19 protein-coding genes, 2 tRNA genes and 2 pseudogenes are annotated in these 20,099 nt (G+C 51.8%); 10 read left to right on the forward strand and 13 right to left on the reverse strand.

Annotated elements, in window-relative coordinates; all coding sequences use genetic code 11:
- Positions 1-5: 5 nt before the first annotated feature.
- The 3 genes from truB (at position 6) to pnp (ending at position 3,559) form a co-directional block, all read left to right on the forward strand.
- On the forward strand, positions 6-905 hold the full coding sequence (gene truB / locus WBK19_RS10970; RefSeq protein ID WP_511289628.1) for a tRNA pseudouridine(55) synthase TruB: 900 nt from the start codon (positions 6-8) through the stop codon (positions 903-905).
- A 102-nt stretch (positions 906-1,007) separates the two neighbouring features.
- Complete coding sequence (gene rpsO / locus WBK19_RS10975; protein ID WP_226494947.1) at positions 1,008-1,277, forward strand: 30S ribosomal protein S15; 270 nt, start codon at positions 1,008-1,010, stop codon at positions 1,275-1,277.
- Positions 1,278-1,411: 134 nt separating this feature from the next.
- Positions 1,412-3,559 (forward strand): polyribonucleotide nucleotidyltransferase, encoded by a 2,148-nt coding sequence (gene pnp, locus WBK19_RS10980; RefSeq protein ID WP_511289630.1) that lies wholly within the window; start codon positions 1,412-1,414, stop codon positions 3,557-3,559.
- A gap of 98 nt (positions 3,560-3,657) precedes the next feature.
- Here pnp and dksA read toward each other — a convergent pair whose 3' ends face one another.
- Positions 3,658-4,083, reverse strand: a complete 426-nt coding sequence (dksA, locus tag WBK19_RS10985) for an RNA polymerase-binding protein DksA (RefSeq protein ID WP_494648925.1) — start codon at positions 4,081-4,083, stop codon at positions 3,658-3,660.
- Positions 4,084-4,221: 138 nt separating this feature from the next.
- Between dksA and WBK19_RS10990 the strand changes: the two genes are divergently transcribed.
- The 5 genes from WBK19_RS10990 (at position 4,222) to WBK19_RS11010 (ending at position 7,587) form a co-directional block, all read left to right on the forward strand.
- Positions 4,222-4,298: transfer RNA gene (locus WBK19_RS10990), tRNA-Pro, on the forward strand.
- Positions 4,299-4,320: 22 nt separating this feature from the next.
- Positions 4,321-4,397 (forward strand) — tRNA-Arg (locus WBK19_RS10995).
- 1,010 nt (positions 4,398-5,407) lie between these two features.
- Positions 5,408-6,304: a helicase RepA family protein gene (locus WBK19_RS11000; protein WP_511289632.1), complete on the forward strand. Its 897-nt coding sequence runs from the start codon at positions 5,408-5,410 to the stop codon at positions 6,302-6,304.
- A complete protein-coding gene (locus WBK19_RS11005; protein WP_511289634.1) occupies positions 6,285-7,199 on the forward strand; it encodes a hypothetical protein in 915 nt (304 codons plus the stop codon). Before WBK19_RS11000 ends, WBK19_RS11005 begins: the two co-directional genes overlap by 20 nt.
- Positions 7,200-7,245: 46 nt before the next feature.
- Positions 7,246-7,587: a hypothetical protein gene (locus tag WBK19_RS11010; RefSeq protein WP_511289636.1), complete on the forward strand. Its 342-nt coding sequence runs from the start codon at positions 7,246-7,248 to the stop codon at positions 7,585-7,587.
- A 40-nt stretch (positions 7,588-7,627) separates the two neighbouring features.
- Here the strand turns inward: WBK19_RS11010 and WBK19_RS11015 are convergent.
- From WBK19_RS11015 to WBK19_RS11045, 7 genes and pseudogenes are all read right to left on the reverse strand, one after another.
- A pseudogene (locus tag WBK19_RS11015) lies at positions 7,628-7,741 on the reverse strand (transposase); the annotation flags it as partial.
- 16 nt (positions 7,742-7,757) lie between these two features.
- Positions 7,758-8,213, reverse strand: coding sequence for a hypothetical protein (locus WBK19_RS11020; protein ID WP_511289638.1), 456 nt, complete (start codon positions 8,211-8,213; stop codon positions 7,758-7,760).
- Positions 8,214-8,230: 17 nt separating this feature from the next.
- Entirely contained in the window at positions 8,231-8,560 is a 330-nt protein-coding gene (locus tag WBK19_RS11025; RefSeq protein ID WP_511289640.1) for an STAS-like domain-containing protein, read from the reverse strand.
- A complete protein-coding gene (locus WBK19_RS11030; RefSeq protein WP_511289642.1) occupies positions 8,560-9,597 on the reverse strand; it encodes a hypothetical protein in 1,038 nt (345 codons plus the stop codon). Before WBK19_RS11030 ends, WBK19_RS11025 begins: the two co-directional genes overlap by 1 nt.
- Positions 9,598-9,676: 79 nt before the next feature.
- Positions 9,677-12,940 (reverse strand): type I restriction endonuclease subunit R, encoded by a 3,264-nt coding sequence (locus WBK19_RS11035; protein ID WP_511289644.1) that lies wholly within the window; start codon positions 12,938-12,940, stop codon positions 9,677-9,679.
- Positions 12,937-14,196 carry a restriction endonuclease subunit S gene (locus WBK19_RS11040; RefSeq protein WP_511289646.1) on the reverse strand — a complete coding sequence of 420 codons (1,260 nt, stop codon included), beginning with the start codon at positions 14,194-14,196 and terminating at the stop codon, positions 12,937-12,939. Before WBK19_RS11040 ends, WBK19_RS11035 begins: the two co-directional genes overlap by 4 nt.
- A complete protein-coding gene (locus tag WBK19_RS11045) occupies positions 14,193-16,232 on the reverse strand; it encodes a type I restriction-modification system subunit M (RefSeq protein WP_511289648.1) in 2,040 nt (679 codons plus the stop codon). Before WBK19_RS11045 ends, WBK19_RS11040 begins: the two co-directional genes overlap by 4 nt.
- 203 nt (positions 16,233-16,435) lie before the next feature.
- On the opposite strand from WBK19_RS11045, the pseudogene WBK19_RS11050 reads away from it, so the two are divergent.
- A pseudogene (locus tag WBK19_RS11050) lies at positions 16,436-16,611 on the forward strand (IS256 family transposase); the annotation flags it as partial.
- A 308-nt stretch (positions 16,612-16,919) separates the two neighbouring features.
- On the opposite strand, the gene WBK19_RS11055 reads toward WBK19_RS11050, so the two are convergent.
- From WBK19_RS11055 to WBK19_RS11075, 5 genes are all read right to left on the reverse strand, one after another.
- Positions 16,920-17,450, reverse strand: coding sequence for a hypothetical protein (locus tag WBK19_RS11055; RefSeq protein ID WP_511289650.1), 531 nt, complete (start codon positions 17,448-17,450; stop codon positions 16,920-16,922).
- 2 nt (positions 17,451-17,452) lie between these two features.
- On the reverse strand, positions 17,453-17,605 hold the full coding sequence (locus WBK19_RS11060; RefSeq protein ID WP_511289652.1) for a hypothetical protein: 153 nt from the start codon (positions 17,603-17,605) through the stop codon (positions 17,453-17,455).
- A gap of 106 nt (positions 17,606-17,711) precedes the next feature.
- Positions 17,712-18,131 carry a hypothetical protein gene (locus WBK19_RS11065; RefSeq protein WP_511289654.1) on the reverse strand — a complete coding sequence of 140 codons (420 nt, stop codon included), beginning with the start codon at positions 18,129-18,131 and terminating at the stop codon, positions 17,712-17,714.
- Between the two features lie 5 nt (positions 18,132-18,136).
- Positions 18,137-18,874 carry a P-loop NTPase family protein gene (locus WBK19_RS11070; protein ID WP_511289656.1) on the reverse strand — a complete coding sequence of 246 codons (738 nt, stop codon included), beginning with the start codon at positions 18,872-18,874 and terminating at the stop codon, positions 18,137-18,139.
- Positions 18,867-19,283, reverse strand: coding sequence for a hypothetical protein (locus tag WBK19_RS11075; protein ID WP_511289658.1), 417 nt, complete (start codon positions 19,281-19,283; stop codon positions 18,867-18,869). Before WBK19_RS11075 ends, WBK19_RS11070 begins: the two co-directional genes overlap by 8 nt.
- A gap of 368 nt (positions 19,284-19,651) precedes the next feature.
- On the opposite strand from WBK19_RS11075, the gene WBK19_RS11080 reads away from it, so the two are divergent.
- Positions 19,652-20,098, forward strand: a complete 447-nt coding sequence (locus tag WBK19_RS11080) for a plasmid mobilization protein (protein WP_511289660.1) — start codon at positions 19,652-19,654, stop codon at positions 20,096-20,098.
- Position 20,099 lies beyond the last annotated feature (1 nt).

Here is a 20,099-nt window from a genome sequence, read left to right on the forward strand (position 1 = left end):
ATCCCATGCAAGTCAAGAAGACCTGGAAACAGGTCGATGGGGTGCTGTTGCTCGACAAACCCATCGGATTCACCTCCAACGACGCGCTGCAAAAGGCGCGGCGCCTGTACTCGGCTGCCAAGGGTGGCCATACAGGCACGCTTGATCCTCTGGCAACGGGCTTGTTGCCACTGTGTTTTGGCGAGGCGACCAAATTTTCGGCCGACTTGCTTGATGCCGATAAAACCTATGAAGCCGTTCTCAAGCTGGGCGTCACCACCGATTCCGGGGATGCTGAAGGCAAGGTGACGGCGACTTCCACGGTCAACACGGAAAAAGCAGCAATTTTGAAATTGCTGCCGCAATTCACCGGCGATATTCAGCAGATTCCACCGATGCATTCGGCGCTGAAGCGTGATGGTCGCCCACTCTATGAACTGGCGCGCAAAGGTATCGAAGTCGAGCGTGAGGCGAGGGCGGTGACGATTTACACCATTGATCTGCTCGACTTTGCCGGTGACTCGCTGACGCTGCGCGTGGCGTGCAGCAAGGGCACCTACATCCGCGTTCTTGCGGCTGATATCGGTGCGGCACTCGGTTGTGGCGCGCACCTGTCAGCCCTGCGCCGGACCCGCGTCGGCGACCTTGATCTGGATGGCGCCGTGACGCTAGTTGAGCTTGAAGGGTTCGACGAAGCAGAGCGAATGACGCGCCTGAAGCCGGTCGATGCGCTGTTGCACACCTTGCCCATCCTGACTGTCGAAGGCGAGGCGGCGCAGCGTTTCAGTCACGGTAACCCTGTTGACTTGCCGGCCGGCCTGAGCGGCAAGATCCGCGTCTATGAGAACGGCAAGCTGATCGGTATCGGCGAACCAGGCTCGGGGGATCGTTTGTGGCCAAAACGGCTGGTTCAACTTGCTGATTAACTGATATAATCCAACGCTTTCCGTCGCCAACGGAAAATTTTATCCACTGGCGCTGGCTCTATCAAACCGGGGCGGCGTCGTTATCATGAAAGAGAGTTTGAAATGGCATTCACTACTGAAGTCAAAGCCGGCGTTGTCGCCGAATTCCAGCGCGCCAAGGGCGATACCGGTTCTCCGGAAGTCCAGGTCGCTTTGCTGACCGCCCGCATCAATGATCTGACACCGCACTTCAAAGAGCACAAGAAGGATCACCACTCCCGTCGTGGTCTGCTGCGCATGGTCAATCAGCGTCGTAAGCTGCTGGATTACCTCAAGGGCAAGAACATCGATTCTTACCGTACCCTAATTACCAAGCTCGGTCTGCGCAAGTAAGCCAGATCGACGCCACGAAAGAGCGGCCCGGTATATCCCGGCCGCTTTTTTCGTTTTTTGCTGTGCTGTTTGTTGTTGTCTATTGTAAGTTGTTGATAAATCGTTGTTTATTGTGTTGAGAGTGAAAGGAAAATATGTTCAATATCGTGAAAAAAACATTCGCCTATGGTGCCCATCAAGTCACCATCGAAACCGGTGAAGTTGCCCGCCAGGCTGGCGGTGCCGTTCTCGTTTCCATGGAAGAAACTGTAGTTCTGGTTACCGTTGTGGCCGCCAAGAGTGCCAAGCCGGGCCAGGATTTCTTCCCGCTGACCGTTGATTACCAGGAAAAGACCTACGCTGCCGGTCGTATCCCCGGTGGTTTCTTCAAGCGCGAAGGCCGTCCTTCCGAAAAGGAAACCCTGACCTGTCGCCTGATCGATCGTCCGATCCGCCCGCTGTTCCCGGAAGGCTTCTACAACGAAGTCCAGGTCATCGCTACGGTGATGTCGCTGAACCCGGAAATTGACTCCGATATCCCTGCCCTGATCGGTGCCTCTGCTGCCCTGGCCATTTCCGGCGTGCCGTTCAACGGCCCGATCGGTGCCGCCCGCGTCGGTTACATTGACGGCCAGTATGTTCTGTGCCCGACCCTGAGCCAGCTCAAGGGTAGCCAGCTTGACCTCGTCGTTGCTGGTACCGAAGCCGCAGTGCTGATGGTTGAATCCGAAGCCGACCAGCTGTCCGAAGAAGTCATGCTCGGCGCTGTCGTGTTCGGCCATACCGAAATGCAGAAGGCGATCAACGCCATCAACGAACTGGTTGAAGAAGCCGGCAAGCCGGAATGGGAATGGCAAGCTGCACCGAAGGACGAAGCGCTGGTTGCCAGCCTGTCCGCTCTGGTTGCTGCCAAGCTCGAAGAAGCCTACAACATCACCGTCAAGCAAACGCGTAGCCAGGCCGTCAAGGTCATCCGTGCTGAAGCCATTGCCGCGCTGTGCCAGGGTGAGGGTGCTCCGGACGAGAACACCGTCGGCAACCTGTTTCACGAAATCGAAGCTTCCATCGTTCGCGGCCGCATCCTGAGCGGTGCCCCGCGTATCGACGGTCGCGACACGCGTACCGTGCGTCCGATCACCATGCGTTCCGGCGTCCTGCCGCGCACCCATGGCTCGGCCCTGTTCACCCGTGGCGAAACCCAGGCGTTGGCTGTAGCCACGCTGGGCACCAACCGCGACGAACAGATCATCGACGCGCTGGCCGGTGAATACCGTGACCGCTTCATGCTGCACTACAACATGCCCCCGTACGCCACCGGCGAATGCGGTCGCGTCGGTACGCCGAAGCGTCGCGAAATCGGTCACGGTCGTCTGGCCAAGCGCGCGCTGCTAGCCGTGCTGCCGAAGCCGGAAGATTTCTCCTACTCGATGCGTCTGGTTTCGGAAATTACCGAATCCAACGGTTCATCCTCGATGGCTTCCGTTTGCGGTGGCTGTCTGGCCCTGCTGGACGCCGGTGTGCCGCTCAAGGCGCACGTTGCCGGTATCGCCATGGGTCTGATCAAGGACGGCAACCGTTTCGCCGTGCTGACCGACATTCTGGGCGACGAGGATCATCTCGGCGACATGGACTTCAAGGTGGCCGGTTCGACGACCGGTATCACTGCCCTGCAGATGGACATCAAGATCCAGGGCATTACCAAGGAAATCATGCAGGTTGCCCTGGCTCAGGCCAAGGATGCCCGCATCCACATCCTGAACCTGATGCAGGAATCTGCTGCCGGCCCGCGTGAAGAAATGTCGGCCTACGCCCCGCGTCTGTACACGTTCAAGATCAATCCGGAAAAGATCCGCGACGTCATCGGCAAGGGCGGTGCTGTTATCCGCGCCCTGACCGAAGAAACCGGCACCACGATCGACATCCAGGACGACGGTACGATCACCATCGCTTCGAGCAGTGGTGAAGCTGCTGCCGCTGCCCGTGCCCGTATTGATGCGATCACTGCAGAAGTCGAAATCGGCAAGATCTACGAAGGTACCGTGCTCAAGATTCTTGATTTCGGCGCAATCGTTTCCGTACTGCCGGGCAAGGATGGTCTGCTGCACATCTCCCAGATCGCTCAGGAACGTGTCAACAAGGTCGAAGACTACGTCAAGGAAGGCCAGATCGTTCGCGTCAAGGTTCTCGAAACCGACGACCGTGGTCGCGTCAAGCTGTCGATGAAGGCTGCTGCTTCTGAAGAAGGTACTGCGGCTGCCCAGCCGATTGCCGCAGAAGCTGTCGCTCAAGAGCCGCAGCAATAAGCTTCAGCATTAGCTGAACGTACAAAGGGCGCCTTGCGGCGCCCTTTGTTTTTTGGCATTTATTTCCGGTTGACCGTAGCAATGCCAATAAAGGCGAATTACTTCGCCATCTGCTTTTCCTTGAGCTCGTCCAGAGTCTTGCAATCGATGCACAGCGTTGCCGTCGGGCGGGCTTCCAGGCGCTTGATGCCGATTTCGACACCACACTTGTTGCAGAAGCCGTAATCGCCACTTTCGATGCTGGCGAGCGTCTCATCGATCTTTTTGATCAGTTTGCGTTCGCGGTCACGGTTGCGCAATTCGATCGCCATGTCGGTTTCCTGGCTGGCGCGATCATTCGGGTCAGCAAACACCGTAGCTTCGTCCTGCATGGTATGAACCGTGCGGTCGATATCCTCGCCCAACTCCTTTTTGAGCGTCTCGAGAATCTTGCGGAAATGCGACAATTGTTTCGCGCTCATGTAATCCTCGCCAGCTTTGGGCTGGTAGGGAGCGAAGTGTTTGTGGAGCAGTTCTTCTGCCATGTTCTTGTGCGCCTAGTGACCAAAAAAGCGATTAAATATCATGAAGACAGCCTGTGGGCAAGGATTCTTTCTTTCGAAAAGATAGGCTCTTGATCTGGTGCGGTTTTCCGGCCGGTGATAGAATGCCGTCTCTCGTGTCGGGGCGTAGCGCAGCCTGGTAGCGCATCTGCTTTGGGAGCAGAGGGTCGTGAGTTCGAATCCCACCGCCCCGACCAATTTTTCTAGATTCACCCTCAAGTGCCCGTAGCTCAACTGGATAGAGCAGCTGCCTTCTAAGCAGCAGGTCGGGGGTTCGAGTCCCTCCGGGCACACCAATAAATTCATTGAAAATCAATGTTTTAAAATGGCATTTTCGAATCTGAGAATGCGGTTTTTGACAATTAATTTTTTGGTTGTGGATCAAGCTTGGCACAAATAATACCGCTGAATACCGGCCTTTCCCGCTTCGTACTTGGTTTTCAGGGATCAAAATTGGTACTTATGCAAGTGCTGATTGTCAATGCATAGGGTATCTGCAGTTCCTGATTATGCACGTGTGCACACAGGCCACTGTTTGCAAACGATCTTTACAAAAGATTTACTTGCAATACCGAAAAATGGTCAATAGAATTGTTGGCAGGTACTAGCAATACCGAAGGTTAACCCTCTCTCCTCCGCTGCACTGGGGACACTGAAAATGCTACGGTGACTCAAAAGGGAAAACCCCAAGCTTAGAGATTGCGTGATGCGCGCGTAAGAGCATCAAAAGAGTAGTGCAGCACTCTTGGTGCAAAAGTCTCTAATGTCCTCTTACGCAAATTTTCCGGCTGCATCAGCCGCAATTCCGTCGGTTCTACCCCACCTGTTAGAAAAGTTTGGCGGCGCGACTCTGGTTTGTTTTTCAGTGGCGTGCTCAATTCTTGGCATCGCTGAGCAAACAGGTCGGAATCTTCACGCTAGGCATAAATTTCCTGTGCCTACTGTTCGCGTTGGTGGTGCTCGCAGGGTTCCGCTTAGCGCACTGGCTGCTTTCGTCGATGCGGCTGCGCGAGGCGCGCGGGTCGACTTTGAGGCGGAACTCGCCACTACTCCAGCCCCCGTCGTTGCTCAAATCAAAAAAACAATTGGACCACGGGGTGGAACTCGAGAAGAGAGGGCCGAGGCCAACGCTATGGGTATCAAGGTTTCGGAGCTTCGTCGGAATAAAGTAGTCGCATCTTCAGAGGAGATGGGACGTGGGTAATAAGACTCTTATCCCGAACCTTACCTCCATTGGCAGGGTCGTGTTGTATCGCACAGTTTCCATCATTGGGCGCCAGTTTGATTTATTTGAAGGGGTATAAATATGAACCCCAATGTTCCCAAGCTACCAGCGGCAGTCAACCTAGTGAAGGCATTCAATGAAACGCCACCAGAGCCTGATTTTGTCTTGCCTGGCCTTGTCGCTGGCACCGTAGGAGCGCTGGTTTCGCCAGGCGCCACGGGCAAAAGTTTCTGGGCGCTTGCTATCGGTGCGACTGTTTCCGGTTGCGTCGACATCCTAGGCATTGGGATTGAAAAAAAGGGGAGGGTATTGGTCGTCTGCGCGGAGGACCCCGAAATCATTTTAGAGGCGCGACTGCACAACCTGGCAAAAAATATCTCGATTGGAGATCGGTTGGCAGTCATCGAGCGATTGGATGTGATGCCGGCTATGGCATTGGGCATCGATTTCTATTCCGATGCCGGCCTTTCGTGGGCGCAAGCAATTATTGAGAGAGGTCGCGACTGCCGACTCATCGTTATTGACACACTCAGTCGCGTTCACTCCGGCGAAGAAAACGACAGAAAGGATGCTGCAAAGGTCATGCGGGTGCTGGAGCGAATCGCAGCAGCAACTGGTGCAGCTGTTGTGTTCTTACACCACATTACCAAGTCAGTTGCCCTTGGCGGTCAGGGTGATCAGCAGCAGGCAGCGCGAGGGTCATCCGTATGGATCGATGAAAGTCGGTGGGCGGGATTTCTAAAGATTATGGATGGAGCTGAAGCTAAAAAATGGTCTGTTGATGAGGAATTGCGGCGCAATTTTGTTCGGTATGGGATCAACAAAGCAAATTACTGTGCCCCGATCATGGATATATGGCTTAGACGAGATGTTGGCGGGGTGCTGGTCCCAGCGGATCTCACAAAAACGACTCCAAGTACCAAGCGAGCTAACAGCACCAAAAAAACGGAGGCCGGTGATGAAAAATCATGGCTATAGCAACAATCCTGTTATCGCACCTGCGATTCTTTCCCGTCTGGCAATTTTTTCCTCATCGTTGCATAACATTCAGGAAAGTGAGGTTGAAATTGAAAATACATGGGGAAAAGTCAAAGTTAGCGGTCGGCTTGGGGGGGTGCATCGTCGAATCCTCGATTCTTCGTTTGCAGTGGCGGAGGATCGGAAAGAGATGCAAACCGGTCAGGTTGCTCTTTTGATCGACCCCTACAAACTGTCGAAAGTTAGCAAGGTAAAACTTAGTTCGACATGGCTGGATAAAATATTTAGGGATATGCGTGTCGCGACAGTGACTGGCCATGGCCGTAACGGTGAACGTTTTGAAGGTGGCATTATTTCTGAATGGAAGGAAGCGAAGAAAAAAGCAAAGCTACCTGGAGGGATGCTGCAGGGCGAGCGTTCCTTCCGTGTTCTGATCGTCTCTGCTGCGTGGATGCGAATCTATGACACTTCTCTGGTCATGCGTTATAAATCGCTACTGCCAACGCTTCACGAGATATCAAATGGTGCAGCTTATTCCTTAGCGCTTTTGGTCATCACCCACCGCGAATTCAACCAGCCGCTGGAAAAAGCTCTCAGGGACATTCGGGCATTGCGAGACGGGATGTCTGATCGTGCCTGTCGGAAAGTAAAAAAAACAGTTCGCGACGAATTGGCAAAGCATTTCGACAGACTTCGAATTGCAATCAACGAAAACGATACGGTGGTTTATAGGCAAATCGATGAAGTTCGATTTTCCAACTTTGCGGAACCTTTGTCGGTGGTGGCGGAACCTTTGTCGGTGGTGGTGGAACCTTTGTTGGCGGTAACGGCACCTTTATCGGTGGACCTTCAAGAGTCTTCAAGAGGCTCTCAAGAGAGGCGTGCCGCTGCCTGACGACGCGGCTCGCCCGCCCTTAACAACTACCCGCGGACCTGCGACCATGACACACACCAACCCCAAAGCTTCCAGCAATAACCCCAACCCCAGTTCCGCCCCATCCGGGGCGGTTTTAGTTCAGCAGCAAGGATGGGAAAGCGACCCCCGCCGACATCGGCTGGGCTGCCGGTTACTCCGTCGTGGTGGCAAAATGAAATTCTCCGATCTGCGACCCCCAAAGCCCAATGAAAGTATTATCGACTGGATGGTTAGGGCAGGGCTGTCGCCCACCCCACAAGTCGCCTGCGAGGGGCTTCTGGTGGCTACCAATATGAAAACAATCAGGGACGATCTCCTAGCAGAGATCAGCGCAAATCCCGACCAGTACAAGGATTTTTCTATCTAATGACCACAGCGCCCCGGATGGGGCGCAACCCACCTCACGGAGTGGAGGGAAGGGTGCCATATTTCTTGCGCCAGTGGTAGAACGTGGCATCCGAGATGCCTATCTTTCTTCAGACTTCTTCAACGGGCGTCCCGACTTCCGCCCTTCCACCTATAGTTACCGTAGCTTCTCTAAACTCTAAAAGCTTGCCACCAAGTGTGTAGATAGCGGTTAGCGTAAGCCTCTTCCAATGCATCCGTCAAAGCTTCTGTACGCAAAGAAATATCGTTCAGAAGACGACTGTCTGCCGATTGTGTATTAAATGCGCTCTGGTCAAAGTTTTTCAGCGTAATACTGCGCCTAAACTGAGTCACAGCCTTTGGTTCGATAGCCAAAACGGATAAGGGCTTGCGTGCGATTGCAGAGCTAACCCGCTCAATTTCTGCTACTAGCGAACGGGCCTCGTCTTGGTTGTGGCCGGGTGCCTGATGAAAAGAGATTGATCGGCTTTCAATTTCCAAGATGCGTTCAACCAGCTTCGATTTGAGTTCTCGAATCTCTTTTTGACGCTCCCTGGTCAGGGTGAGGTAATGAACTGTTACCCATCCCACAACGATGAGCCCCCATGTGACGACCTGTGTTGCCAATTGAGTCTCCTGCAACACTAATCGTCCGGCGAAGGCTCGTTTCCGTGCTCGATGTATTCCTCAATCTCTTCAACAAGACTTCGGTCAGCAGAGTGAAAGGAGATGTACTGGCGAATTTGCTCCGCAGCAAAACCATTGCGAACGAGTCCACCGAAAGCCTCCTCCAAAAAAGAGGAGCCGTAACCACGGACACCGTCCAGTTCTACGACAATAGCTTCTCCCGCCTTCAGTGCTGGAATCAGGATGGCATCACGGAATGCAGCGCCGCTGTATGGGCCATCGTCTACATAGCGCCCTGCTGGGTAACGCGAAAAATCCCGAGCCACGTTAATAACACGTGCAGGCATTAGAACAACTCCCGTTGAATGATCGGAACTTTCCATTGAATCAAGGTGCCCATGATGCTACCTGTGAAGTCTTTAAGCACAACTTTGCCATCGTGGAAAGTATAACAGCCACGGTTGCTGAAGATGCGCAAAGCCCCTCCATTCGTGTCCTGGACAGCCTCCAACAATTGCTTCAATCCCTTTCCACGGTAGCGCTTCCCTGTTCGTGAGACAGAGTCCTCAACAGCCTTCTCGATGATGCTGCTATCGCTACCGGCCTTTCCGGCTGACTTAATGCGTTCCCAGATGCCAGGCTTTTTCGTCGGAAGAGTATTAGGAATGCCTACCCCCAAGTCACAGAACACAACGGTAAGGAAGTCGTCTTTCTCCTGAGAGAACATCCACCAGTTTTTCTGAATATCCTGGTAATCCAATCCATCTGGACGAACGTCGATGTAGGCATGGTGGTGACAGTTCGTCATCGCTTCCGTGATCCCTCGGAACAGGCTACCGAGAAGAGTTTCAGCAACTCGCCCTTCGTACGAGCCGAGGATATTTTCGTATTTCTGCCCCTCGACTTGATGCCCTGAAGCGTAACGCCAATGAATGACATCAGAGAATGAGGTGTTGATCCGCTTGTGGTAGTGCATCAAGTCATAAGCACCGATTTGCTTGAGAACCTGAGCGACCTTCACGTTGCGCGGCGGCTTGCACCGAACCGGCATCTTCCCTCCGAGCAACTCCTTACATCGATGAAGCTCAGAAAGAAATAACAAAGTCCCACCTGACCACATCTTTGCGGTCAGTGAGAAATCAAGCAGAACCTTAGCCTTATCTACAACCAGCAGTTGCCGAAGATTGCCCAGGAACGTTAGTAACTCATGCCTGTTTCCGTTTCCTGAAAGCTCAAAGTGCTTTGGAGCCTGCAATACCTTGAAGCCTGCCAGACCACGTCGAGAAGGCGAAAGGTCTCGCCGAGCCTTTTTCCATTTGAGCCGCAGAATTCGCCTTGCCCGACGAAAAAGGTAGAGCTTTCGCTTGGCACTCAGTCGCTTCACACAGGCTCCATGAACAATGAATTCGTCATTTTCGCATCAAGCGACTGATGTTGCACATACCAACACTAATTCAGGAAAACTATTCAGATTGAATCAGTGAACGTACCGATTTGGTGACGAGACTATCTGGATCAATGCGCTTGCCCTGCTTGAGCATGTCGTAGAGAAAACTGACGTAGCTATCCATTGTTTGTTGATCCTTGAGTAGCAACTTGGCAATGTCACCATGAGAACTCATAGCGCGAACTACAGCTCCCATCACTGCACCAGGCAGACTTCCCTTGAGTGCGTCCGAACGCGGGTTGTTCTGAACTTGAGCCATGACAATCTCGTTATCACTCAAGATAGATAGCGTCTGATCGGCGAAGATTGCTCGATCCTTGAGAGGAGTCGCCTCTCCGAAAAGACTATTGAGCTTCAGAATGATCTCTTGGATGTACACCGGGACACCTCCGGGCTTGGGTGATCCTCCTGGCCCTATAGGCTTGAGGATAAGCTCATCCTCGTCGGGTTCGCTGCCGGATGTAGGGTCTTCCTTGCCCTTGATCTGATAGCCGGTCAGCAGCAGACCATTCAAGTCCACGGCTTCTGGCGCAATTCCATCAAGTCGCTTCGCCAACAGTTTGCTGAAGGCGGCAAAATTCTCCAGCTCCGGGTCGCCGAGATCAATCAGTTGGGCAATATAGGCATAGGTCCGTCCGAATCTGCTGAGCCCAGATTTGAACTCCATCAGGATGCCGATCTGCTCTTTGATCTGTTTGACGGTATGGTCAGCCGCCTTCATCGCGCCTTCATTCCCGGCCGCGTGAGCCTTTTGATAGGCGTTTTCGGCTGCCTGAGCTTCGTCGCGCAGAAATTTCAACTTGGCATTGAAGATGTCCGTTGGCTTTTGCGTGGCCGCATAGAGCGCTTTGTGTTGCGGCTCCTTGGCTCCGGCAATGCTTTTGATGGACTTGAACCGGGCCTCACGGAAGGCACCAACGTTCGAATCATCGTAGATACCCGCTTCATCCAGCCGATCCTTGATCGTATAGATGACGCTGAGGTTTTGAACTGAATCGATCTTTGCTCCGGCGTCGTACTTGGCAAAGGCTGCTCGGATACTCTCGGGGTCATTCACAAAATCGATTACGAAAGTCTGGTCTTTGCCAGGTGCCGTGCGGTTGAGGCGAGACAAGGTTTGGACGATCTCGACTTCGTTAGCTATCTTTTTGTCGAGGTACATTGCGACCAGCTTCGGCTGATCGAAACCAGTCTGGAATTTGTCCGCTACGAGCATCACGCGATATTCCGGGCGGTCAAATGCAATCCTTAGGTCATTGCTCGGCAAGCCCGGATTCATAGAGGTCTCTGTAAATTCCTCGGTCTCATCGATGACGAACTCCTCGCCGGCCAGCAGGGGATCGTCTGCATGAATGACCTGGTTGCCGGTTAGTTTTCCCGAGAACGCCACCAGAGCACGTATGCCTTTATGCTTTGGATTCTTATCAATATAGGCGTCAAAGCCCTTCTTGTAGCGCACAGCAGACGCCCGCGAACTGGTAACGACCATGGCCTTGGCTTTGCCGTCGAGCAAGTGTTCTACGCTCTTGCTGAAATGTTCGATGATGAATTGCACCTTCTGGGTGACGTTTGTCGGATGTAGCGCCATCCACTTAGCAAGCGCCCGCTTGGCTGCATTGCCATCTACCCGCTTTTCATCGACAAGCTGCTTCCCGAGATTGAAGGCAGTTTTGTAGGGAACGTAGCCTTGCAGAACATCCAGGATAAATCCTTCTTCGATGGCCTGGCGCATTGGGTATCGGTGGAACGACTTCGGCAGATTGTCCTTGGACGCCTTTTGCGAAGGATCGGTTGGACGACCAAAGAGCATCAATGTCGAATGCTTGGGGGTCGCGGTAAAAGCGAACTGGCTGACGTTTTTGGGGCGGACGCGAGATTGCTGAATTTCTGTGAGCAGCTCTTCGATGGTCATGTTTTCCATGGCCACCTTCGAAATCATTGCTAGCGTCGCCTGGAGCTTGGATGCCGTGGTGCCGGTTTGCGAGTTATGTGCTTCGTCAATGATGACGGAAAAGTTTTTGTCCTTGAGGGATTTCTCGGTGAGGATCGCCTCCATCGCGTAAGGGAAGGTCTGGATCGTCACTACGATGATCGGTACGCCCTTGAGCAACGCATCTGTGAGCTGCTGGCTCTTCGACTTGGAAGACTTCTCCCGATCAATTGCAGCAATCAGCCCTTTTTGGTGGTCAAGCTGTTGCACTGCGTCCTGTAGCTGGCTATCCAGCACATTCCGGTCGGTCACGATGATCACGTGATCAAAGATTGCCTTGCCGTCGTCGTGTCGTAGCTTGATCAAATCGTGTGCAGTCCAGGCAATCGTACTGGTCTTGCCGGAGCCGGCGCTGTGCTCACACAGATAGGCCATGCCGGGGCCGTTTTCCTTGGCATCGGCAATCATGGCATTGACGGCTGCCCATTGATGGAAGCGAGGAAAGATCAAAGTTTCCTTTTTCGACCAGTTGCCCTTGAGGTCGACAACGTCCTTCTTCTCCACATAGACGAAGTTGTGGAAGATGCGCAGCCAGGCGTCGCGCTTACAAATCTCTTCCCAGAAGTAGCCTACTGGGTATTCGCCGTCCTCGCGATCCGGATTGCCAGCATGGCCGTTCCTACCCTTGTTGAAGGGTAGGAAGAAGGTGTTTTGCCCAGCCAGCTTCGTCGCCATCTGGATTTCAGAATCCGACATCGCAAAATGTACGACTGCGCCCCGCTGGAATGTCAGGAGCGGCTCCTTACGGTTTGTCTTGAGGTCGACTGGCAGCCGGTCAGTTTTATACTGCTCAACAGCAGCATCGGCCGACTGTGTGAAGTCGGTCTTCACCTCAACCGTGGCAACCGGAATCCCATTGATGAAGAACACTAGGTCAATCGCGTACTTGTGTGCAGGGTGATATTTGAGCTGCGGCACAACGCGCAGCCGGTTTGAGGCGTAGCGATGCAGCACGTCAGCGTTGCGCTGGTCCTCCGGGGCTGCTTCGCTCATATCGAGATGTCCGCAACCGGGTATAGCAAACCCTCGGCGCAAGATGTGGGTAGTGCCCTTCTCTTCCAGCGCCTCGGCCAGGCGAGACATCAGCGCACCGGCTGCCTTCTCTCCATAGTTGGCCTTCAGCTTTCCCCATTTTGCCTTCTGGGTGTCCTTAAGCCATGCGACAAGATCGTCTGGGTATAGTGCATGCTCAATGTCGTAGTGGTCAGTGCTTCCTACAAGCCAATCATTCTCCTCCAGCTTCGAGACGATGTAGTTCTCGAAGTGTTTCTCGTGGTGGACTTCGCTCATACAGCCCCCTTAACGTCGATCTTTCCAGTTACAGCTGCTGCGATCAACGCAGAGCGATGCTCTCTAAGAAGTTCGATGCTGCGCTCGGTCTTTTTTAGCAAACCCGCAATCCGCATGGATTGGCCCTCGATATATTTTGAAATCTCGATGCGCTCTTCGATTGATGGGGGAACTGCAATCCTGATATTCATCATCGACTCAATTGTCAGTTTTGGCTGAGTAGCACCACTGATATAGGGAATTAGGTCAATTGCATCTATTCGCTCTGCCCAAAACAGGTCGCACTGATCATGAGGTTTAACAACGTGAGCGTGGTTATTGACCCAATATTTCCCCTTAGCAACGAAGGCAATAGGGTAAGTTCGATAGGTCAGGTTTGCTCCGTCTTCTGATACGAGAACCAAGTCCTCGTCAAAGATGTAACGATTGAGACTGTCAATTACGCCTGAGGCACCGTAATACGGATAACCCCCTTGCATCTCTCCTCGCTCTTCAGCAGTCAAAGGAATACGGCAACCATCTAAGCAGTTAACAAAAACCTTGATCGGTGCAACCAGCCAATGCTCTGGAACCTCTCCAAGCCATTTGTCACCGGAGTCTCTCATTTTTACAGTTGAGACTATTCCTTTCGTTACCGCTCGGGTAACGACAGCCCTGCGTTTTTCCTTCAGAAGTTCAAGAAATTTAGTCTTCTTGGTGACCAGTCTGTCGATTCGTGCAGTTTCTCGGTCAAGGAACTCGCAAATGTCCTTCTGCTCCTCTGGCGGCGGAACGAGTATCTGTAGGCGGCGCAAATCTTCAAACTTGAGAGACTGTCGCATCCCACCGCCCATCGCATAGAAGACCTTGGTCACATCGTAAGCCCGCATCAGGTAACTCATAAATGACGCATTGATGCCCCTGGGCCTGACAGCGATGTAAGCAGAGGTGATGATCCCCCTCTCATGCGAAATGGCAGAACGAAGACTTCTCTGATCGTTTTGCAGATCAGTCATCCGAAAAACGATGTCGTCCTGTTCAATGATCTGGTACGTCTCGAACGATTCAGGTAGGAGCCCCTGATCGCTATTGATGTCCTTCTTGACGATCCGCCCGTAGCTCAGTGACAGCAGATTATTCTCTTTAAGGCCGGTATTTTTGTCGTCGCACTCGTCGGCCACCGCAAGCAACGGTAGGCAATTCCAGTGAGTCGGAATTTTGCTTAACCATGGAATTTTGGTTTCCTTGTAGGACAAATGAGGCCGGGCATGGCTCATTCCGTAACCTCACCAAGAATCTGGGCGATCTCAGCCTCGACTGCTTTCAGTTCGGCGTCGATTACAGTGATGTCGCGAGGAGGCTGATATTCGTAGAAGTAACGGTTGAAGTTGATTTCGTAGCCGACAATTCCGAGTTGGCCATCAGTCTCATCTCGATACGTCTCATCGATGAAAGCGTCCTGTGCATGAGGCAAGACTTCGCTGGCTAAGTAGTCATGAACATTCAACCCAAGCGGCACATTTTCAAAATCGTTCAAATCGTCATCTGTAACCTCATTCCCGTTCTTGTCGAGAACGATCTCGCCTTCTGGGTCACGCACACCAAAGGAGTTGATGATGGCTTTGACAAAGGGTTTCGATAGCTTGCCTAACTCAGGAAAGGCATCGGTAACCTCCTTGGCGAATTCCTCAACCCAAGCATAGGGATGATGATTTTCCATCTCAGCCTTCAGCGCCTCATCCCATATGCCTTGCTGCTCTTCGGTGAGCTTCGCCCATGCCTTTTCTTCCCGGAGCTTCTCTAGCCCCTCATTAGAAATGTGCATGGCCATACGCAGCGGGCGCAATACTCTGATTCGCCGATAACCGAAATCCTTGTAGTCGATCACAAGGCTGTTCTTGGTGCTCTCACAAGCAGCGTAGATTTTTGCGATCTCTTGGATTTGGTCGTCGCTGATACGCTTGCGCTTGTTGCCCTCGCTTTTTCTCATCGCTGTAAAGAATCCAGTCGCATTGATCAGTTGGACTTTGCCATCCCTGTGCGCCGGTTTTTTGTTCGAAAGAATCCAGATGTATGTGGCGATACCCGTCCGGAAAAAGATTTCCGTTGGCAAGGCAATAATGGCCTCAACAAAATTGTTTTCCAGTACGTAGCGCCTGATTTCTGATTCGCCTTGCCCTGCATTGCCATTGAACAGTGGCGAGCCGGAGAGAACGATTGCTGCTCTTCCTCCGCCGTTTTCCGGTCTTTCCATCTTGCTGATCAGGTGTAGAAGGAAAAGCATGGAGCCGTCGCTAATCTTTGGCAGTTTCGGCCCAAATCGACCTTCGAGCTTCTTTTCTCGATGCTCGCGTTCGACGGACTCTTGATCCTTCGTCCACGGTTTTCCGAACGGAGGATTCGAGAGGCAGTAATGGAAGCGCTCGTCAGCCAGCTTATCGTTCGATAGCGTGCTCCCCAACTTGATGTTCTTAGAAAGGTCACGGCCGGGGTCAGCCTCCAGCGTTCGAAGCAGCATGCTGGTTAGGCAGACAGCATGGGTTTCCGGCTCAAGCTCTTGTCCGTAGGGCACAAGGACAGGAGCAACCTTGAAACGGTCTCGCAGAGTGTCAACGTGGTGCATTGCGTCTGAAAGGAAGCCTCCGGTGCCGCAAGTCGGATCGTAGATCGTTCTGATCAAACCGGGGTTCTGCTCGAACAGCTTGTCATCAGGATCAAGCAGCAGCGTCGTTGCCAGATGCACTACATCGCGAGGCGTCATGAAGTCTTCCGCCGCCTCATTGACCTCTGCACCAAATCGACGGATGAGATGCTCGTAGATATTGCTCATTACCCGATCAGGCACAGCATTCGGGTGAAGGTCGATTGCAGCAAAGTTCTGGCAGATTTTGTACAGCAGGCCAGCCTTGTCCAATCGCGCAACGGTGTTATTGAAATCGAACTGCTCGAAGATTATGCGAGCGTTTTCAGAGAACTTGGCGATGTAGTCTTCGAGGTTCTGTCGTGTTCTGGTACCGCCCAGAGAATCGAGGCTGTAATTTGAGGCGTTGTAGAACGGAAAACGTGTGATCTGTCGAAGGATCATATCCAGATCAACGCCACTACCAGCCATACTCTCTAGCGTGGTCTTGACGACATCGCGAGTAGGCTCCAAAACGCACTCAAGACGGCGCAGCAGCGTAAAGGGCAGGATGATCTTGCCAAACTCTGTGTGTCGAAAGTCACCCCACAGATCGTCAGCGTTCTTCCAGATGAAATCCGCCAAGGTTGTGTTTTGAGTCTGCGTTTGTTCTTGATTTGTGTTGACGCCCACTAGGTGCTCCGTCGTAAGGGTAAAGATGCCAAGGGAATGGCACAAAAACACGTAACTTTACGGCAGAACAGCGTCACGATAAATAACGTCATCAAATCAGAAGAATATCGTCGTCGTGGCACGACAACACAGCCAAAGATTTCCGCCACCACGACAATTGGAACACCAATCCAGATGACCAAAGCCTACAGCGTCTGCCTTAGAGCATGAAAGCCCGGCTGTGCAAGATCATCAAGACCCGCGGGCACTTCTGAGTGACGATGCCGCCACGAAGTTGATCTGGCTGGCCTTGCGCAACATCACGGCCAATTGGAGACGAGCAGCCAAGGAGTGGAAGGAGGCACTCTACGCTGAACGTTTTGAAGCCGCATGCGGATAAAATGACTACCGACTTTCCCACCGCGCCGTCGGCCTCCGGTCTGAAGGGACCTGCGGCCAACGTCACCGTGGAAAAGTCGCTTCCTGCCTCACACCCAGAAATTCTGACACTCCCGGTCAAATCGGACGTTCAAAAGTTTTTTGATGTGGTTTGGCGCACATTCAAGTATATGAATGCTTAGAATTTAAGGGCATGCACCACTCGGTTGTAGCACGATCAGTACTAGGCGACTATTAACCATCTGATGATGCCTAATCGTTCCTGTTGAGTGTGTCGTGCTTGATGAAGCACTTTGTGATTACGATCATTTAGCTGCAACCCATGAACAACATGGGGAAAATCGGCGCCAGCCGGCGCCGATTTTCATTGGGAACAACCAATCCGGCCACCTTGCAGTCAAAAATCACCGATTTGGTGTATTGCAGTGCATTCAGCAAGAATTCATTGCTAAACTCAGTCTCGCCAGTAAGCGGATTTTCAACAATGTTAAGTTCCCTGATCGATGAATTGAAGAACATGAGGATTTCTGGTTGCTTTAAAGCTAAAAGGTCTGGCAGATCGGCCAGTTCTGCCTCGTCTAAGGATATTTCTTCCTCAAGGGTTTCGGCTTCTTCCGTTACTTTGGCTATGCAAATCACGTTAAATTTGCGGGGCGAGTATTCAAGGAAATCAATGAATCTCTCTAGGTGTGCGAGTGGATGCTCTGACTCCTTGCCCCTTGTGTCAAAAACGATGGAACAACGATAAATCGGCAGTGCCAAACTAGGATGAGAGTTGATCAAGACTGGGTTGCCAAAACTATTCTTCCTATCCTTCAACACAATGTACTGTGTATCCACGATTAGGCCTCCGCGGTTTTTTTCGGGGTGGCAATCGCACGTTTGATGCTCGTTTCGCTCACTTCCATCCCGCCTTTACCCAACAAATCGGCAATTTCCGCGAGCATCAGGCCGCGCGCTTTTGCGGACTTGATCTCGTCAGACAGTTTCGCCAAGGCTTCGGCGCGAGTAAGAGGGCGCTCTTTGGGTTCGGCTTTACGCAGGGCTTCGGCGATCCTGTAAATCTGCTTCTCGGTGAATTTTTTTAACGTATTTGTATCCTCAAATTAGGTGCGGGAATTTGTCCACCACCAGTGCAACAAGGCCGCCGATCAGGCTGGCAATGGTCGCGACCGAAATCACCCATTTGTGGGTTTCACTGCGGTTGGACGAAAGCTGCTCAGTGGCCCTAATGATCGATTTGTTCAGATTCGAAAGCTCAACCGTCAGGATGCTGCGTACTGCATTTATGGCTGCTTCGTGAATCTCAATTTTCTTCTGCTTGGTGCAAGTGGCGGCATGCTTGTTGAACTCTGCCGTCGATCTGTCCAGTTGCTCAACGAGGCGAGCAATGCCGTCATTCAGAACTTCATTATTGAGCGCGACGATCTCAAAAATCGGATCGTCGGCGGCAATCTTGAGGCGTGTTTTATCGAAGATTACCGTCCTGAGGCGCTCAATCATTTGAGTATCGAGGCTCATTTTGGTTATCCGCCTACAACGATCTCTAGTTGGCCGAATACATCTTTCATGAATCGATCGATGCGGCGTTTTGATGCAAAGGTTGGATTGTCCGAGAGCACATCATTGAGCGTCTGATGGTTCGTTGTGTATTGCTCGAACTCGATGTTGAAGGCATCTGAATCGTTCGTGTGCAAGGTAATAAATCCAGCCATTCGATCCTTCGCATCAGCAACGATTTTGAGATTCTCAATCGGCTGACTGTCGATTTCGACAGGGCCGAAGTGCTCGTTGATCCAAACAACGATTTTGACGTTGGGGTGATTCGGTACTTCGTTCAGGAGGTACGCGAGGCCATCCAACGTGAATTTCTTGGCTTGACCGCCAACGATAATCGTATGCACGAACACCTTTTTATTCAGGTCTTCAGCAAGGCCAGAAAGGATCCGATCCTGGTTCAAGTAGCGCATCAATGAAATGAAGACGGATGCCCCCGAATCGACAACAAAATCAGACTCGTTATCTGCTACGGCATTGATCATGGTATCGAACTTGGTCGGTACGATTTCCTTGCCGTTTTCCGTGACATCAACGAAGCCAACTTCAAGGCTTTTGAACTGCGAGAACGTATTGTTAAGTGGGTCAATATCAACACATATTGTCGGCACTTGTTGATGATCGCGTTTAAATTGACCAACGATAGACGATACCAGTGACTTACCGACGCCGCCCTTTGCTTGGGCGATGATGTGAAACTCATTCATGTCCATTCTCCGAATTGGTTATGCTCAAGTTAGCATCTGGTAAATGCGTCGTCTTGGTTTGTTGGCCAAATAGCGCGGCGCCAGATTTAGAGCTTGAATATTCAACTGTTGCTTTAGTCGGCGTTTGCGCCGGCTTTGCTTCGGGTTTGTGCACGGTTTCGGTCATGCCGCCTGGTATATATCTATTCTCGGCCGTTTTACGCCGCTGTCTGTATAAAATCTGTTCTAACTGTCTAACAGTTACTTCAATTCCTTTTTTGTTCAGGGCTGCAACAATCGCGGAGCGCTTGAAGCCGGCCTGAAGTGCTTCCTCAATATCCTCAATGTGATCTCTAACTTTGCCTGCAAGGGAGCGTGAATCCACTGCTTCGGATTCCTTCAGAAGTGCTAATAGATCGCCTTTTTTCATCGTGAAACTCTGAATTATTGAAGTATGTGATTAATTTATCTGCTTAATGAAGCGATGTAAATATAAACTTGTATAAAAAGTGAAGTGTAGATGAGGTTGATATAAGGAAGTATGATTTGAATAATATTTGTATATGATGTGTTTATTAATTAATTTAGAAGATGGGTGAATTGAATAAGATTTATATATGATGTGTTTATTAATTAATTTAGATGACAGTTGAATCTCATAATGTTATAAATAGGCACGTTATTCCAGTTTGCAATTATCTAACGATAATGGCGAGCTGGATTCGTGCCAAAGGGTTCCCCTTTGAATCCAACGCCGCTAACGCGGCTAAACAACAGGTTTCGTGTGAGGTTTGATTGATGTCTGCCAAGAAGAGTGTTCGCAAGGCTAAGAAAGTGAGCGCAATTGATGTGCAGGCGCCGCAGCGGCCGTATGGTGAGAAGCTGACGAAGACGATTGCATTTCGGGTGACAGAAGTTGAAGCAAATCGTTTCGAGAAACGCTGTGATGAATCAGGTTGGAGCCGCGCAGATTTGTTTCGGGCGACCTTGCTTGGCACGGACACGAAGATCAACTACAAGCCGGTTAAGCCGCAGACGCTTCCTGATTTTCGTGGCGCCGCTTTCCAGATCCGGAAGGCCGGCAACAACCTGAACCAGATTGCGCACTCGCTTAATCGTGCGGCCAAATCGAAGCATATTGATGAACGGTTGGTGGTTGCTGCGCTGGTTCAATTGCGTGCCATCAAGCGTGAATTCATTGCCGCAATTGAGGTGCAAAAGGATGTGCAAAATGATGTCGAGTAAA

Origin of the sequence: Azonexus sp. (assembly GCF_049652925.1) — a bacterium.
Taxonomy (GTDB): domain Bacteria; phylum Pseudomonadota; class Gammaproteobacteria; order Burkholderiales; family Rhodocyclaceae; genus Azonexus.